General features: G+C 65.2%; 15 protein-coding genes and 1 pseudogene. 6 read left to right on the top strand and 10 right to left on the bottom strand.

The window, feature by feature from the left end; all coding sequences use genetic code 11:
• Positions 1 to 4: 4 nt before the first annotated feature.
• The 4 genes and pseudogenes from NM2_RS09520 to NM2_RS47315 all read right to left on the bottom strand — a co-directional run.
• Positions 5 to 802, bottom strand: a complete 798-nt coding sequence (locus tag NM2_RS09520) for an enoyl-CoA hydratase/isomerase family protein (protein WP_067666751.1) — start codon at positions 800 to 802, stop codon at positions 5 to 7.
• Positions 799 to 1,671: a 3-hydroxyacyl-CoA dehydrogenase family protein gene (locus NM2_RS09515; protein ID WP_067666749.1), complete on the bottom strand. Its 873-nt coding sequence runs from the start codon at positions 1,669 to 1,671 to the stop codon at positions 799 to 801. Before NM2_RS09515 ends, NM2_RS09520 begins: the two co-directional genes overlap by 4 nt.
• A complete protein-coding gene (locus NM2_RS09510) occupies positions 1,668 to 2,417 on the bottom strand; it encodes an enoyl-CoA hydratase/isomerase family protein (RefSeq protein WP_067666746.1) in 750 nt (249 codons plus the stop codon). The genes NM2_RS09515 and NM2_RS09510 overlap by 4 nt, the downstream gene beginning before the upstream one ends.
• Positions 2,414 to 2,644: pseudogene (locus tag NM2_RS47315) on the bottom strand (3-oxoadipyl-CoA thiolase); the annotation flags it as partial. The gene NM2_RS09510 and the pseudogene NM2_RS47315, both read right to left, overlap by 4 nt.
• 236 nt (positions 2,645 to 2,880) lie before the next feature.
• Here NM2_RS47315 and NM2_RS09500 point away from each other — a divergent pair.
• The 4 genes from NM2_RS09500 (at position 2,881) to paaI (ending at position 6,385) form a co-directional block, all read left to right on the top strand.
• A complete protein-coding gene (locus NM2_RS09500) occupies positions 2,881 to 3,489 on the top strand; it encodes a TetR/AcrR family transcriptional regulator (RefSeq protein ID WP_067666742.1) in 609 nt (202 codons plus the stop codon).
• A 78-nt stretch (positions 3,490 to 3,567) separates the two neighbouring features.
• A complete protein-coding gene (gene paaZ, locus NM2_RS09495) occupies positions 3,568 to 5,595 on the top strand; it encodes a phenylacetic acid degradation bifunctional protein PaaZ (RefSeq protein ID WP_067666740.1) in 2,028 nt (675 codons plus the stop codon).
• The gene (locus NM2_RS09490; RefSeq protein WP_067666738.1) at positions 5,592 to 5,900 is read left to right on the top strand and encodes an EthD family reductase; all 309 of its coding nucleotides are present in this window, start codon (positions 5,592 to 5,594) and stop codon (positions 5,898 to 5,900) included. Before paaZ ends, NM2_RS09490 begins: the two co-directional genes overlap by 4 nt.
• Before the next feature lie 68 nt (positions 5,901 to 5,968).
• Positions 5,969 to 6,385 (top strand): hydroxyphenylacetyl-CoA thioesterase PaaI, encoded by a 417-nt coding sequence (paaI, locus tag NM2_RS09485; RefSeq protein ID WP_067666736.1) that lies wholly within the window; start codon positions 5,969 to 5,971, stop codon positions 6,383 to 6,385.
• Between the two features lie 298 nt (positions 6,386 to 6,683).
• Here paaI and NM2_RS52540 read toward each other — a convergent pair whose 3' ends face one another.
• The 6 genes from NM2_RS52540 to NM2_RS09465 all read right to left on the bottom strand — a co-directional run bounded on the left by NM2_RS52540 (position 6,684) and on the right by NM2_RS09465 (position 10,277).
• Positions 6,684 to 6,812 carry a hypothetical protein gene (locus NM2_RS52540; protein ID WP_281182423.1) on the bottom strand — a complete coding sequence of 43 codons (129 nt, stop codon included), beginning with the start codon at positions 6,810 to 6,812 and terminating at the stop codon, positions 6,684 to 6,686.
• Positions 6,796 to 6,927, bottom strand: coding sequence for a hypothetical protein (locus tag NM2_RS52535; protein ID WP_281182422.1), 132 nt, complete (start codon positions 6,925 to 6,927; stop codon positions 6,796 to 6,798). The genes NM2_RS52540 and NM2_RS52535 overlap by 17 nt, the downstream gene beginning before the upstream one ends.
• Before the next feature lie 618 nt (positions 6,928 to 7,545).
• Positions 7,546 to 7,959 (bottom strand): hypothetical protein, encoded by a 414-nt coding sequence (locus tag NM2_RS48850; RefSeq protein WP_157120997.1) that lies wholly within the window; start codon positions 7,957 to 7,959, stop codon positions 7,546 to 7,548.
• 135 nt (positions 7,960 to 8,094) lie between these two features.
• Positions 8,095 to 9,033 (bottom strand): SAM-dependent methyltransferase, encoded by a 939-nt coding sequence (locus tag NM2_RS09475; RefSeq protein ID WP_245717928.1) that lies wholly within the window; start codon positions 9,031 to 9,033, stop codon positions 8,095 to 8,097.
• Positions 9,034 to 9,183: 150 nt separating this feature from the next.
• On the bottom strand, positions 9,184 to 9,525 hold the full coding sequence (locus NM2_RS09470) for a hypothetical protein (protein WP_157120996.1): 342 nt from the start codon (positions 9,523 to 9,525) through the stop codon (positions 9,184 to 9,186).
• A gap of 191 nt (positions 9,526 to 9,716) precedes the next feature.
• Positions 9,717 to 10,277, bottom strand: coding sequence for a hypothetical protein (locus tag NM2_RS09465; protein WP_067666730.1), 561 nt, complete (start codon positions 10,275 to 10,277; stop codon positions 9,717 to 9,719).
• Between the two features lie 1,229 nt (positions 10,278 to 11,506).
• Between NM2_RS09465 and kilB the strand changes: the two genes are divergently transcribed.
• Together kilB and NM2_RS09450 are read left to right on the top strand one after the other, a co-directional pair.
• A complete protein-coding gene (gene kilB / locus NM2_RS09455; protein WP_067666728.1) occupies positions 11,507 to 12,085 on the top strand; it encodes a plasmid transfer protein KilB in 579 nt (192 codons plus the stop codon).
• A gap of 29 nt (positions 12,086 to 12,114) precedes the next feature.
• Positions 12,115 to 13,746 (top strand): ISL3 family transposase (locus tag NM2_RS09450; protein WP_157120995.1); only part of this gene is annotated, 1,632 nt, incomplete at its 3' end.

Here is a 13,746-nt window from a genome sequence, read left to right as displayed (position 1 = left end):
CTCCTCATCGACCCGTGAACACGGGGGTGGACTTGGCGAGAAACGCCGTGACCGCGGCGCGGTGGTCGTCGGTTGCGCCGAGTTCCTCTTGAACCGCGCGCTCGCGCTCGAGCGCGCCCGGCAGGTCGGGCGCACCATGGCGAACGAGATCCTTGACCGCTCGGAACGCCGCAGTGGGGCCGGCAGCGAGTCGAGCGGCCAGCGCGCGCGCTGTATCGTCGAGTTGGTCCGCGGGCACGCGCCGGTGCACGAGACCCCATTCCTGCGCCTGTTCGGCGCTGACCTTGTCGCCGAGCATCAGCAATCCCATGGCGTGACTAGCGCCCAAACTACGGACCAGCGCATGGCTGAGGCCGGAGTCGCTCGCGAGCCCGATGCCGGTGAACGCGGTGGCGAAGCTGGCGTTCTCGGCTGCGACGCGAATATCGGCTGCCAGCGCCAGGCCGAAGCCCGCGCCCACGCAGGCACCGTTGACTGCCGCCACGACCGGGATCTGCAGTGCCGCAAGTGCGGTGATCAGTGGGTTGTAGTGCTCGGCGATCGTGCCCATGGCGCTGTCGGCGCCGACGCCCAGTGCCTCGACGTGCTCGGCGAGATCTTGCCCGACGCAGAAGTGCTTGCCGTCGGCACGTAGGAGCACGGCTCGGGCAGCCGAGTCCGCGGCGACCGCACGAACTGCGTCCAGGAGTGCTTCCTTGAGGGCGGTATCGAGCGCGTTGGCTGCCTCCGGCCGGGCGAGCGTGATGGTGACGAGCCCGTTGTCGGACTCGACGATCACCGGGCCGGTCGTGGTGACGCTCATCGTGCCTCCTTCGTCGCGGTGTCCCAGGGGTAGAAGCCCTGCCCTGCCTTGCGGCCGGTCTCTCCGCGAGAAACCTTGTCGCGCAGCAGTTGTGGTGGTTCGAATCGCGCTCCCAGCGTCGAGGCAAGGTGTTCGGCGATGGCCAGGCGCACGTCCAGGCCGACGAGGTCGGTCGAACGCAGCGGCCCCATCGCGTGCCGGTAACCCAGTTCCATCGCGCGGTCGATACTCTCGGCGTCGGCCACGCCGTCGGCGAGCACGCGGATGGCTTCCAGGCCCAGCGCGACACCGAGGCGGCTGGTGGCGAAGCCCGGGGAGTCCTGGACCACGATGCTCTGTTTGCCGAGGGCGGCGACGTAGTCGACCACCGCGGCCACGGTCGCTTCGCCGGTGGCTTCCGACCGCACGATCTCCACCAAGCTGGAAGCAGGTACGGGGTTGAAGAAATGCATGCCGATGAAACGAGACGGATCCGCCAGCACCACACCTAGTTCCCCGATGGACAGTGAACTCGTGTTCGTGGCGAGCACCGTCTGTGCACCGACCACCTTTTCCGCTGCGGCAAGTACATCGGCTTTGAGCGCGACGTCCTCCGGAACTGCTTCCACCACCAGGGCCGAATCGGCGGGCAGGTCGGCGATATCGGCGACGACTTGCACCTGCGACAGCACCTGGCCGGGTGTAGCGGCGAGCTTGCCTTTGGCGGCCGCGACATCGAGCCCCTTGACGATGCGGGCGTGGGCGGCATCTCGGTCCCCGGCCTCGATGACTGTCACCTCACTGCCGAGTGTGGCGAACACCTGAGCGATTCCCGCACCCATTCGCCCGCCGCCGATCACGGCGACGGTATCGGGTGTCTGACGTGTCATTGGTTCCTCTTATCCAAGAATGCGGTCATTCGGTCGTGCTTGTCGGTTGTCTCGAACAGCACGGCCTGTGCGAGGTCGTCGGCGAAGGGACGCGGCGCGGCCGCGTCCACAACGAGTTTGGTCAGTCGCAATGCCAGCGCAGAGCTTTGAGCGATACGGTCGAGCAGGTGGTTCCCGGCTTGCAGATGCTCGCCGTCGGTGACTATTTGCAGAACGAGACCGCTGCGCAGCGCCGTTTCGGCATCGATTCGCGCGCCGGCCAAGAGCACCTGCTTGGCCAGCGAGGCGCCGACCAGCGCGGGCAACCGGTAGGCGGCGCCGGCCGCGGCCATGATGCCCAGTCCCGGTTCAGGATTGGCGAATTGCGTGGTCGGTGTGGCGATGCGTATATCGCAGGCATACGCGAGTTCCGCACCGCCACCGAAGGCACAGCCGTTGACCACCGCGACGGTCGGCAGCGGTAACCGCGCGATACGGTCGAACAGCGTGCGGTTGATTCCCGCCAGCGCGTCGTCTCGGTGCCGATCGCGCAGTTCGCCGATATCGGCGCCACCGGCGAAATGATCACCGCGGCCGGTGAGCAGCAACAACTTCGGATCCCGCTCGAGCTGCTCGCACACCTGATGAAGTTCATCGATCATGGCGCGATCGATCGCGTTACGCTGCGCCGGCCTGTCGAGGGTGACCGTCAGCCTGTCCTCGCCCTCCACCACAGCGATCGTGCGGAATGGCCGCGTGACCGTCACGGCGCTTCCCCCAGCAGCGAAACGCCTTGTCCCACACCGACACAGAGCGTAGCCAGGCCTCGACTGTGGTTGCCTCGTTCCATGCGGCCCAGCAGAGTCAGCAGAATGCGGGCACGGGAGCAGCTCAGCGGATGACCGAGCGCGATGACACCGCCGTCGGTGTTGACGATGTTCTCATCGAGTTTCAGTTGCCAGATCACGCCGAGAGACTGCGGTGCGAAGGTCTTGCCTGCTCGATACACGGACTCGGTGACCACGGTCGCCGCCGGATCGTCCGGGCGCAGCGACGCAAGGACGCCACCGTAACGCCCCTGGGGGGTTCTCGCTCCCTCGACGAGGTACACGTTCTGCACGTCTCAACTCCGTTCATCGGTGCCCAATTATTACCGAACATTCGGTCAGTAATCAATATCTCGTCCGGAGATGTTCCGACGGTGCAGGCGGACCTGAGAGGATCTGGACCATGACTTCCGCACGCACCGCCCGCCGACTCGGCCGCGGCCGTCCCGGCTACGACCTGGATTCGTTGCTGTCCGTCGCCGTGAAGGTCTTCAACGAAAAGGGTTACGACGGCACCAGCATGGAGGTCCTCGCCAAGCGGCTCGGAATCACCAAGTCCGCCATCTATCACCACGTATCGGGAAAACAGGAGCTGCTGGACCTGGCGCTGTCGCGCGCGCTCAACGCACTGTTCGCAGCCACCACCGAACCCGGTGCCACCGAGGGCCCATCGGTGGCACGGCTCGAATACCTTGTCCACCGCAGCGTTCAGGTTCTGGTCGCCGAACTCCCGTACGTGACCTTGTTGCTGCGAGTGCGCGGCAACACTGCGGTGGAACGTCGTGCGCTGGCCCGCCGCCGCGAGTTCGACGAGTTCGTGGCCACCTTGGCCGAGAACGCCGCCGCAGAGGGAGATCTGCGTCCGGATATCGATCCCGCACTGATCAGCCGACTGCTGTTCGGCTTGGTCAACTCCCTGATCGAGTGGTACCGCCCGCGCGGCGACACGAGCCCCGACACCCTCGCCGATGCGGTCGTCAGCGTGACGTTCGACGGCCTGCGCACTACCTGATTTCCAGCACCTCCTTGACACCACGAGTTCCTCGGGTGATGGTAATTACTGACCGAACGGACGGTTCAAGGAGACCTAGTGAGCAGACTTCTGCAAAGTTACGTGGCAGGGAATTGGTACAGCGCGCCCGACGAGGGCTCGCCGGCGTACAGCGCCGTCGACGGCAGCGAGATCGCCCGGGTCTCCTCCTCCGGTTTGGACTATGCCGGCGCGGTGGACTACGCCCGATCGGTCGGCGGTCCGGCACTGGCGGCGCTTACCTTTCATGAGCGTGCCGCCGCTCTGAAACAGCTGGGGCAGACCTTGCTCGGCAGCAAGAAGGAGTTCTACGAGCTGTCGCGGGCCACCGGCGCCACCGACCGCGACTCGGGTATCGACATCGACGGCGGCATCGGCACACTACTGAGCTACGCCAGCCGCGCGCGGCGCGAGTTGCCCAACGACACCGTGGTACTCGATGGCGCGGTCGAACAGCTCGGTAAAGCCGGAACGTTCCTCGGACAGCACATCTACACCTCTCGCCGCGGTGTGGCCGTGCAAATCAACGCCTTCAACTTCCCGGTCTGGGGCTTCTTGGAGAAGCTGGCGCCGGCGTTCATCGCAGGCCTGCCCACCATCGTCAAACCGGCTGGGCAGACTGCCTACCTGACCGAGCTGGTCTTCCGCCGGATCGTCGAATCGGAGCTGCTGCCGGAGGGTTCGGTGCAGCTGGTGTGCGGTAGTGGCCAGCCGCTGCTCGAGCACCTCGGCGGCCAGGATTCGATCCTGTTCACCGGTTCGGCCGACACCGCGCGCGTGCTCCGGACCGATCAGGCCGTCGTGGTGAACGGCGTTCGGTTCACCTCCGAGACCGACTCGCTCAACGCTTCGATCCTCGGCGCCGACGTCACCGGCGACTCCCCGGAGTTCGAGTTGTTCGTCAAGCAGCTGGTCGTCGAGATGACCGCCAAAGCCGGGCAGAAATGCACCGCGATCCGGCGCGCATTCGTGCCTCACGCCCTGACCGATCAGGTGATCGCCGCCGCGACACAGCGACTGGCCAAGATTGCCACCGGGCCTGACGCCACAGAAGGCATCGTCATGGGTGCTCTGGTCAGCGTCGAGCAGCGCGACGAGGTGCTGCAAGCCGTCCGCGCGTTGTCCAAGAGCTGCGAGATCGTGTTCGGATCGACCGAACCCCCCGCAGGTCCCGGCGCCTATCTGCCGCCGATCCTGTTGCGCTGCACGGACAATGCCGCCGATGAACCGCACGAGATCGAACCCTTCGGTCCCGTCGCGACCGTGATCGGCTACACCGACACCGCCGAAGTCGTCGAACTCGCAGCGCGCGGCCAGGGCAGCCTGGTTGCCTCCGTCGTCACCGGCGACAGTGCCCTGGCCCGCGATCTGGTCCTCGGCTTGGCGCCCCATCACGGCCGGGTGCTGGTTCTGGACAGGGTGGACGCCAAGGAATCCACGGGACACGGTTCTCCGCTGCCTGTGCTGGTGCACGGTGGACCCGGACGAGCCGGCGGCGGTGAGGAACTCGGAGGCATCCGCGCCGTTCTGCACCACATGCAGCGCACCGCGGTGCAAGGCAGTCCCGAAGTGCTGACCGCGGTCGGCAATCGTTGGGTTGCCGGCTCGTCGCGTACCGGGGACGGGGTCCATCCGTTCCGCAAGGACCTGGGCCGACTCACCCTCGGCGACACCATCATCGGTGGTCCGCGACGCGTCACCCTCGACAACATCGCTCATTTCGCCGAGTTCACCGGCGACACCTTCTACGCCCACACCGACCCGCAAGCGGCCGCGGCAAACCCGCTCTTCGGCGGCATCGTCGCACACGGCTACCTCGTCGTATCCCTGGCCGCGGGGCTCTTCGTCGACCCGGCTCCGGGGCCGGTGCTGGCCAACTTCGGCGTGGACAATCTTCGGTTCCGCACGCCCGTCAAGGCCGACGACGAACTGACGGTCACGCTGACCGCTAAGCAGATCACTCCGCGCGCCAACGCCGACTACGGCGAGGTGCGCTGGGATGCGAACGTCACCAATCAGAACGACGAGTCGGTAGCCACCTACGACGTACTGACACTGGTCGCGAAACCGAAGGAAGCCACCGCATGAGCCACCGCATCGCCGTCTGCTACGGCGCCCCCACCGACCCCTCCGCCTTCGACGAGCACTACCGCACCGTGCACATCCCGCTCACGCTCGAGGTGCCAGGCCTGCAGGAGTTCACCTGGGCCAAATGCGCATCTCTCGACGAATCGGCACCGCCGTACTACGCCGTCGCCCACCTCTCCTTCGACACCGAGGAAGCACTCCAGCACGCCTTGACATCGCCGGAGATGAAGAAAGCAGGCCGCGACGTACGCAACTTCGCCACCGGATCCGTGACCATGTACGTCGAACATCTCGAACAGAGCTGAGCGCCACAGGCGGTGCGGGCCGTGGCATGCGGTCCGTACCGCATCACTCGAAACGACAGGAGCACCGGATGGTCCCCCTCGATTCGGCCGAGTCAGGCCTGGCGGCCGCGATGTTCGAAGCCGACACGGCCTCTCACGAACTCGGCATTCAGATCATCGAACTCGGTGTCGGGCACGCAACCGCGACGATGACCGTCACCGAAACCATGGTCAACGGTCACGGCACAACCCACGGCGGATACGTTTTCCTGCTCGCCGACACCACGTTCGCGCTTGCTTGCAACAGCCATGGCCGACCCGCAGTTGCCGCCCGAGCCGATATCCGATACCTCCGTCCGACACGCGCCGGCGACATCCTGACCGCCCACGCCACGGAACGAACCCGCTTCGGGCGCAATGGAATCTACGATGTCACCGTGTCCACCACACAAGGAACGCCGATAGCCGAGTTCCGGGGAGACAGCCGCATCACTACACACCGCTGATCGAAAGCGGGCACGATCATCCGGTCCACTGAGCCGGGCCGAATGTACTACTCGCAGCGAGAGCGTAGCGCTGCGGAGAGACCGAGTACGGCGACGGCCACCGCGAGCACGATCACCAGGCTTCTGATGGGGCGAATCGGGGCTTCCATGCGGTCGGACACTAATGCGCGGCCGGGAGCGACTCCCGCGCGCACACACCCGCAGCCACCGAGGGTCGGCCACCTTGCGCCGGTAACCCGAGTTTGTGACGCCAGCGCAACGCCACGACAGGAAAGGTCAGCCGCTGCATCAACTTCCATCACGAGCACCCGCCACCACGTACCGCGACCGCAGCGTTGATGGCGTCGGTGACCATGTTGCCACCGATGTGATCGGCGAGGCTGTAGCCCAGCACTTTACGGGTGTGGTCATCACGGATCGCGCACATCGCCCTCACCGCAGGTCAGGTAGGTGACATCGGTCGTCCAGACAGCGTCGGGGCGACCACAGTCGAACCGGCGGGCCACCAGGTCCTGCGGGAACGACGCCGCCGGATCGGCCACCGTCGTCCTCGGCGAATGCGTACTCGTCGCGGACGGCAGTTGCCGGTGCCGAGCAGAGGGATCGCATTACTGATCCCCGCGGCGATCGCACGGGCTGTTTGAATTGTGCGGTGGTTCCAACCCGACGCAGCCATGCTGCCCACCACCGAGGAACTCACTCCACACAGGCGGTCGAAATCCGCCGGGTATTGCCCCAGGGGATGTCAACGGAACACGTCCTGGGGCACATCGGACAAGCGGCGGACCCCGAGAAATCGCACGCCCGACAACGCGTCCAATACGGATCAATGGGATCGAAACGGCTTCGGGTAGCCGAATTTCGCTTCAATCGTCAGCGTTCCCCACGAAAACCGCTGTTCAGCGCCGGTCCCATCCTTATAGTGCCCCGCCGGGGGCACCAACCTGCGACGCGTTTCCGCAGGTCAGAGCAGGTCCGCGAGCACGGAGCTAGTGGATGTTCCAGGAAACCGCAGGTCGTACGTCGCAGGTTCGAACCATCGGGGGTTGCTGACAGCTAACACTGCAGGTCAACGAACTGAAGCCCAGTCGCGAGGCAACGGGTGTGACGGATGGTTCGCAGGGCCGTATCGGCACTGTGCCGCTGAGGCCGACGCCACCTCACTCGGCGGTGATGTTCTTGCGATAATCGGCGGCTGCAAACTGCGCGACCTTGCCGAACAGCTCATCACCGAACGGCCCACGGGCCCGCCACCGGCCCCGGCGACCACGTTCGATCACATCCTGCTCATCCCCCACGAACGGATCCACCCGCAGACTGAACACTGAGCCACAGCCGCGACTGATACCGACGAGTTCTGTTGGCGTGCAGGAATTCCGGATCGGCTGGCCGAGGTCCACATCTTGTGCCGACAAGCGTGTGCTCGCCAGCGGCCCGAACCTACGAGTGAAACACCTTGTCCACCACGATTTTTGCGGCCGACGAACAGCATCCCGGATCGTCGGTTTCGCCCGCTCGCCGGTCTGTATGTCGCCCGAAAGTTCCGGCAGATAGCGGATATCGGTGGCGGTCACGCCATTATCGTTGTTTTCCGCGCGATCAGTCCGGAACCCCGAGTGGTAGAACGAACGTTCGGCTGGCTGTCAAACATCGCCGCTGTGTCCGCGACTACGAGACCCGCCCCGATGGTGGCAATGTAAACCGTGGCTTCAGGGTTTGCGTCCCATTCCGCACCAGGCCCAGGCGGGACCCGTATGGGGTTCGACATCGAACAGCGGAACCTCTGCCAGCTCGGGATGCCAGTCCTCCAGCGTCGTGATGCCGGGCGCCAGCAGATGTGTTCCAGCGAAAAACTTTTCGGTTTCCGTGCGGTTACGGGTGATCATGGTTATGCCGCTGCGCTCCGCGGCTTCCGCGGCGCGCTGGGCGCCCCGAATATTGAAATCCGCGGTGGCATGACTGATTGCCAGGGAACTCCCTGGCGGGACGGCGTCCAGGAACCGCGCGACAATATCGCGTATCCCGTCGGAGTCACGGAAGTACATCAGCACCGAGATCAGCATGATCCCGATCGGCCGGTCCATGTCCAGAGTCCGCGTGAGTTCGGGATCACGCAGAATCGACTCGGGCTCGCGCAGATCGGCATGGATGAAGGCGGTCCGGCCCTCGGGCGTGCTCTTCATGAGCGCACGGGCGTGGGCCAGCACGAGCGGATCTTTGTCCACGTACACGATGCGCGCCGCGGGATTCACCTCCTGCGCGACCTGGTGAGTGTTGCGCGCGGTCGGCAGGCCGGTGCCGATATCGAGGAATTGGGTGATGCCCAGGTCGGTGATCGCGTACCGCACGGTGCGGCCCAGGAAAGCGCGGTTCGCCTGCGCCATGCTGCGGATGCCTGGGATGTGCGCGGCGATCTCGTCACCGAGCCTGCGATCGGCCGGATAGTTGTCGACGCCGCCGAGCCAGTAGTCGTAGAAGCGTGCCTCATGCGGGGTAGTGGTGTCGATCGTGGTCGGTAGTCGTCCACCGGTCTCGTGGCCTTCCGGCATGGTGATCCTCTCCGCGATGGCCGCGGCGTGTGCGCGGTGCGGCCACGCGCCGACTCGCTTCGTCGGCGCGAACGCACTGAGCCAGCTGTGGTTGTTCATCGTTGCTCGTAGGCGGGATTGCGGCAGCCGTCATCATGCTTCGCGCGGAAACAACGACAATGGCTTGACCAGCAGTGACACTCAAATCGCCTGAACAGCAACAGATTTCACGGAAGCTCGACAGGGCCCCCAGCCTGGCAGGCGACAGAATCAGGGCAGGATCTGCGGGACCAGGTCGGGACGCGCGACGCCCACGCCGGCGCCGATCGCCGCGCCGAGCAGGGTCGGCAGCGGATCGATGAACGATCCGGTGGCCGAACCGATGGCCGCACCGCCGGCAGCGCCGTTGAGGACCGGATCCGGGTACTGGGCGTGCGGGTTTGTGGTAACCGGCTCCAGCGGAACACCCGCCGCAATCGGCCGAGTAACAGCCGACGCTGCCGGCACACTCGCATCGGCGGAGGCTCCGCCGGCGAACACTGCCATCGCGGCAACGGGCAAGGCGCCCACGACGAGCACTCGTGCCGTCTTGACCAGGGCTTGACGAACCATTTTCTTCCTAACGTTCTCCCCCGGAGGTCCCGGGGATCACTCCTACATCGGGTGATGGCCGCTACGCGCCGACCGGATGAATGGGCGGCATCGCCTGGGCCAACTTCGAGTACCGAGCCAGACACTACTGCGGACCGGGTGAATTCGTCTGGCGTTGCGGGAATTTCGTTTAATCGTCCCACGAGGCAACGTCATCCCCCGATGGGATGGTCCGGCAATACTGTCTTCTCATCACCGCTGTCGAAGCAGTACCAATACCAGTCACCGTTGAGGTGGTGGAGTTTGCCATCTGCAGGAGGGGCGCCAGTGAGCTGGGCAAACCCGGCTCCGTCCGAGCAGTAGCCCGCTGCGGGGCTGGTCGCGAACCAGATGCCCGCGGCGTCACGGTGGATGCTCGAGGTCGGGTGGTCGGAATCGTCGACGCGGTAGAGGCCGAGCCGGAGACCTTCGAACGTCCGCGGATCGACACCGTTGCGCACCTGCCGTGCGGAATCATCGAAGCTGTGCTGCGAGAACTGCCAGCGCACAAGGATCGGTAGGTCTGCGCTCCATACAGCCACCGTGCACGCCACCACCAGCGCTGGTGCAAGCAGGGGACCGAGTTCGGGTACTCGAAGCCGCCGGGATACGACCACCCGGGCGAGGTAACCGACCATCCCGAAGAAGAAGGCAACCGCCGCGACGGGCAAGAACAATTTCCACAGCACCGACTCGGCGCCGGCCGGGTCGGTGCTGTGGACGAGCAGGCTCACACACCACACAACAGTGCAGGCGAGAAACAGATGCCAACCGAGCCGTGACCGGAGTCGTCGCCTCTCTCCTCGACCAGGAAAGTTGTCGGACTGCACCGTGCTCATCCCGGAAGGCTAGCCTCGATGCGCCCAAGGCCCGGGTGGTCAAGTTCCCACTCTCGGGCCGCCACCACGCGGCGCCCGGACTGCTCACTGCGTGCGTGGCCGCCGTTCTGCTGGCGGTGGTCCCTTGACCTTCACCGGCGGCATCCCCAATTCGGCGTGGCCTCGTGCGCCAGTTGGCAGTGCCCGGTGGGTCTGAGACCTCTTGATGCGCAAGAAGTCCGGCCTCGGTCGCCTGCTCCCAATCGATCTCCACCGTCCACAGCACACGGAACAGTCGCAGCAGGTCATAGGCGTAGCTCCGGCACGACAATGGGCTCGCATCGCCCAGCATCCGATCGCGCAGAAAACTGCCGATCGGCTCGATCTCCCGACCGGAACCGTCGAGCACCACCCAGCACTATCGCGTTCGGTGGCGCGGGGCGGCCTGGTCGAGGCGCTCGGCGGGATCCGAGGCACTGGGTGTCCATGCGGCGCGGCGGGCGTCGATGTCGTCTGCACGGTCCGCAGCGGTTCGGCCAGTTGCGCCTCACCGAGGGGGTTACCGAGAAAATGCTGATCGGTGCGCTCAAAGACCTTGAGGCAGACCGCATTGTCGTCGTAGGGACTTCCAGGAGGTTCCTCCTCACGTCGAATACTCCGTGACCTGCGTCGGCCGTGGGTGTGTTCACCGGGTGATCACGGTCATCCGCTGAAGGTTGTAGGCGAAGATACCCCCGCCGGGTACCTGGACCCGATCCTGGCGGGATCAAGCCCCACCACCAGTCTTAAGTAGCCGCATATCGAGCGATCTTCTGCCTTTCACAGCCTGCGCGACAGGTTCAGCCGGACGGCAGCTGGCTGCCCACGAACGACGGGTAGCCCCTGCACGAATCGGGTGACCGTGCCTGGTGGGTGAGCTGGCCGTGGTGAAGGGACGATAGGAGTCATCGCCCAGGATGGGGGAATTTGTGTCCCAGATCATAGGTCACTTTATGACTATCGGCTGCCCGATCCGGACAAACGAAACCCACTCTCCAGAAGGGTGATGGGCAGAGCCGAGCCGGCATTCCACGCGTCTTCAGGTCGCGAATCCCACACGACCACAGGAGAATCGACGATTACCCGTACCTGCGTCAGGGGGAACCATGATCACCGTGTTGGCATCGGCGATCGCTGTCGTCGGAACACTCCTCGGCTCTGTGCTGACGTTCGTTTTCCAGCGGCAGACGGCACGTCAAACCGCGGCGACCACGTTCGCCGAACATCTACGTCAAGACCGGCTCCTCGCGTACTCGACGTTCGCGGAATCCGCGATCTTGTTCAGAAAAAGCGAGATCGATCGCTGGTATCGCTCCGACGAGGACCCCAGCGGAGAACCCCACCGAATCGCTACGGCTGAATCCCATAGGCTCCGCGCGGCCCTCAGGAACGCACTCCTCCGAGTCGAGCTCGTCACTAACGATCCGCACCTACACGAGCTTGGCACAACCGTCATAGAGACGACACGCATCATCCACAACGCAACCAGTCGGCACGACTGCTCATCGCGCGCAGACGCGGCGATCGCAGCAATCCGACAGTTCATCAGCCATGCCGCAGCGAATATTCAAACACCACAGCTAACCGGTTCACCTTCACCAGTCAATCGCTCGAGAGCGATCAGCCAGAACCTGCCAATGACGGCCCCGGGCCTGCCTTCAGACGAGGATGACGGCGCTCACTGAAATTGGCTCTGTCCCACATTCGATGAACGATGGGGGCCGATTGTGTTGGAGCACTGTGGATTACGGTAGAACCGACGAGTGTGGTCGTTGATGGTGCGGTAGAGGTGTTGCGGCAGTTGATGTTGCCGCATTTGGTGGGTGTGAGCGTTGTCGGTATGGCCAGAACTGCCTCGGCGATCCGGGTGGATGCGGTGACCAGGGATGATCCCCGACCGTGTCCGGTATGTGGTGTGGTCTCCACGCGGGTTCACAGTCGCTATTCGCGTGTGCTCGCTGATCTGGCGGTCGCGGGCCGACAAGTGGTGCTGCGGTTGGGGGTTCGCCGGTTGTTCTGCGGAAACCCCCGGTGTGAGCGGCGGATCTTCGCCGAGCAGGTGACCGGATTGACCGCGCGTTACCAGCGTCGCAGCATCCAGTTGCGTGAAGTGCTGGAGCGGTGCGCGGTGGCGTTGGGCGGCAGACCCGCGGCGCGGTTGTGTGCCGGGATCGTCGGTGTGGTGAGCAGGATGACGCTGCTGCGGATCATTCGTGCACTACCGCGACCGGATGTCGGTGCGCTCACCGTCGTCGGGGTCGACGAGTTCGCGTTCCGCAAAGGCCGTCGCTACGGCACGATCCTGGTCGACATGGCCACCCGACGACCGGTCGACTTGTTGCCCGAAGCCAGCTCCGAGGCGTTGGCCGCCTGGCTCGTCGAGCATCCCGGGATCGAGGTGATCTGTCGCGACCGCGCCGGCTACTTTGCCGACGGAGCCCGCCGCGGAGCTCCTGAGGCTGTGCAAGTCGCGGACAGGTGGCATCTGCTGGCGAACCTGACCACCGCCGTGGAACGAGTGCTGGGCCGCAGGCGATCCTGCCTGAACGAGAAGGAGCCGGGCCGGATCGACGCATTGCCTGCCCCGCCCGCCGATCCACCGGACGGTCTCTCCAGTGGCGCCCTGGCGCAGCGGATTACCCGACAACATCCACAGATCCAGCAGATGCTGGCCCAGGGCCGGACTATCAGCGCGATCTCGCGGGAGTTGCACCTGGACCGCAAGACCGTGCGACGGTACGCACGCACCGAACTCGATGATCTCCTGCACTCCGGGGTCCGCCGTGCGAGTCTCATCGACCCGTTCGTGCCCCATCTGCAGCGCAGGTGGCGCGAGGGCTGCGTGAACGCCGCGGTCCTGTTCCAGGAGATCGTGGCCCAGGGATTCGCCGGCAGCACCCAGACCGTTCGCCGCTACCTTCAGCACTGGCGCGTCGCCGGCGTCCCGGTCGAGCCGCCCGCCGTGATCACCCCCAGAAAGGTGGCCGGTTGGATCATGCGGCGTCCCGACGACCTCGGCGACGACGAGCGCGAGCAACTGCGCGCGATCATCCAGCGCTGCGACGAGATCGCCACCGCCGCTCGACTGGCGGCCGAGTTCGCGATGATTCTTCGGCAGCGGCGAGGAACAGAACTCTCGGACTGGGCCCAGCGCGCCGAAGCCGGGGACGTTCGCGAGATCCGCGCCTTCGCGATCACCCTGCGCCGAGACTGGGACGCGGTGGTCGCCGGACTGACCCTGCCCCACAGCAACGGCCCTACCGAAGGAAATGTCAATCGACTCAAGCTGATCAAGCGCGCCATGTATGGCAGGGCCGGATTCGACCTCCTCCGCCAGCGAGTACTC

Origin of the sequence: Nocardia miyunensis NBRC 108239, from assembly GCF_001613065.1 — a bacterium.
GTDB lineage: Bacteria > Actinomycetota > Actinomycetes > Mycobacteriales > Mycobacteriaceae > Nocardia > Nocardia miyunensis.
Note: the sequence above shows the minus strand (reverse complement) of the source record. Positions and strands in the feature narration are given on the sequence as shown.

Bases quoted from the DNA above. Each gene is read 5' to 3' on its own strand.
- NM2_RS09475 (WP_245717928.1), bottom strand. From the start codon at position 9,033: ATGAACAACCACAGCTGGCTCAGTGCGTTCGCGCCGACGAAGCGAGTC.
- NM2_RS09500 (WP_067666742.1), top strand. From the start codon at position 2,881: ATGACTTCCGCACGCACCGCCCGCCGACTCGGCCGCGGCCGTCCCGGC.
- NM2_RS09470 (WP_157120996.1), bottom strand. From the start codon at position 9,525: ATGGTTCGTCAAGCCCTGGTCAAGACGGCACGAGTGCTCGTCGTGGGC.
- kilB (WP_067666728.1), top strand. From the start codon at position 11,507: ATGATCACCGTGTTGGCATCGGCGATCGCTGTCGTCGGAACACTCCTC.
- NM2_RS52540 (WP_281182423.1), bottom strand. From the start codon at position 6,812: ATGTGCGCGATCCGTGATGACCACACCCGTAAAGTGCTGGGCTACAGC.
- paaI (WP_067666736.1), top strand. From the start codon at position 5,969: ATGGTCCCCCTCGATTCGGCCGAGTCAGGCCTGGCGGCCGCGATGTTC.
- NM2_RS09490 (WP_067666738.1), top strand. From the start codon at position 5,592: ATGAGCCACCGCATCGCCGTCTGCTACGGCGCCCCCACCGACCCCTCC.
- NM2_RS09515 (WP_067666749.1), bottom strand. From the start codon at position 1,671: ATGACACGTCAGACACCCGATACCGTCGCCGTGATCGGCGGCGGGCGA.
- NM2_RS09520 (WP_067666751.1), bottom strand. From the start codon at position 802: ATGAGCGTCACCACGACCGGCCCGGTGATCGTCGAGTCCGACAACGGG.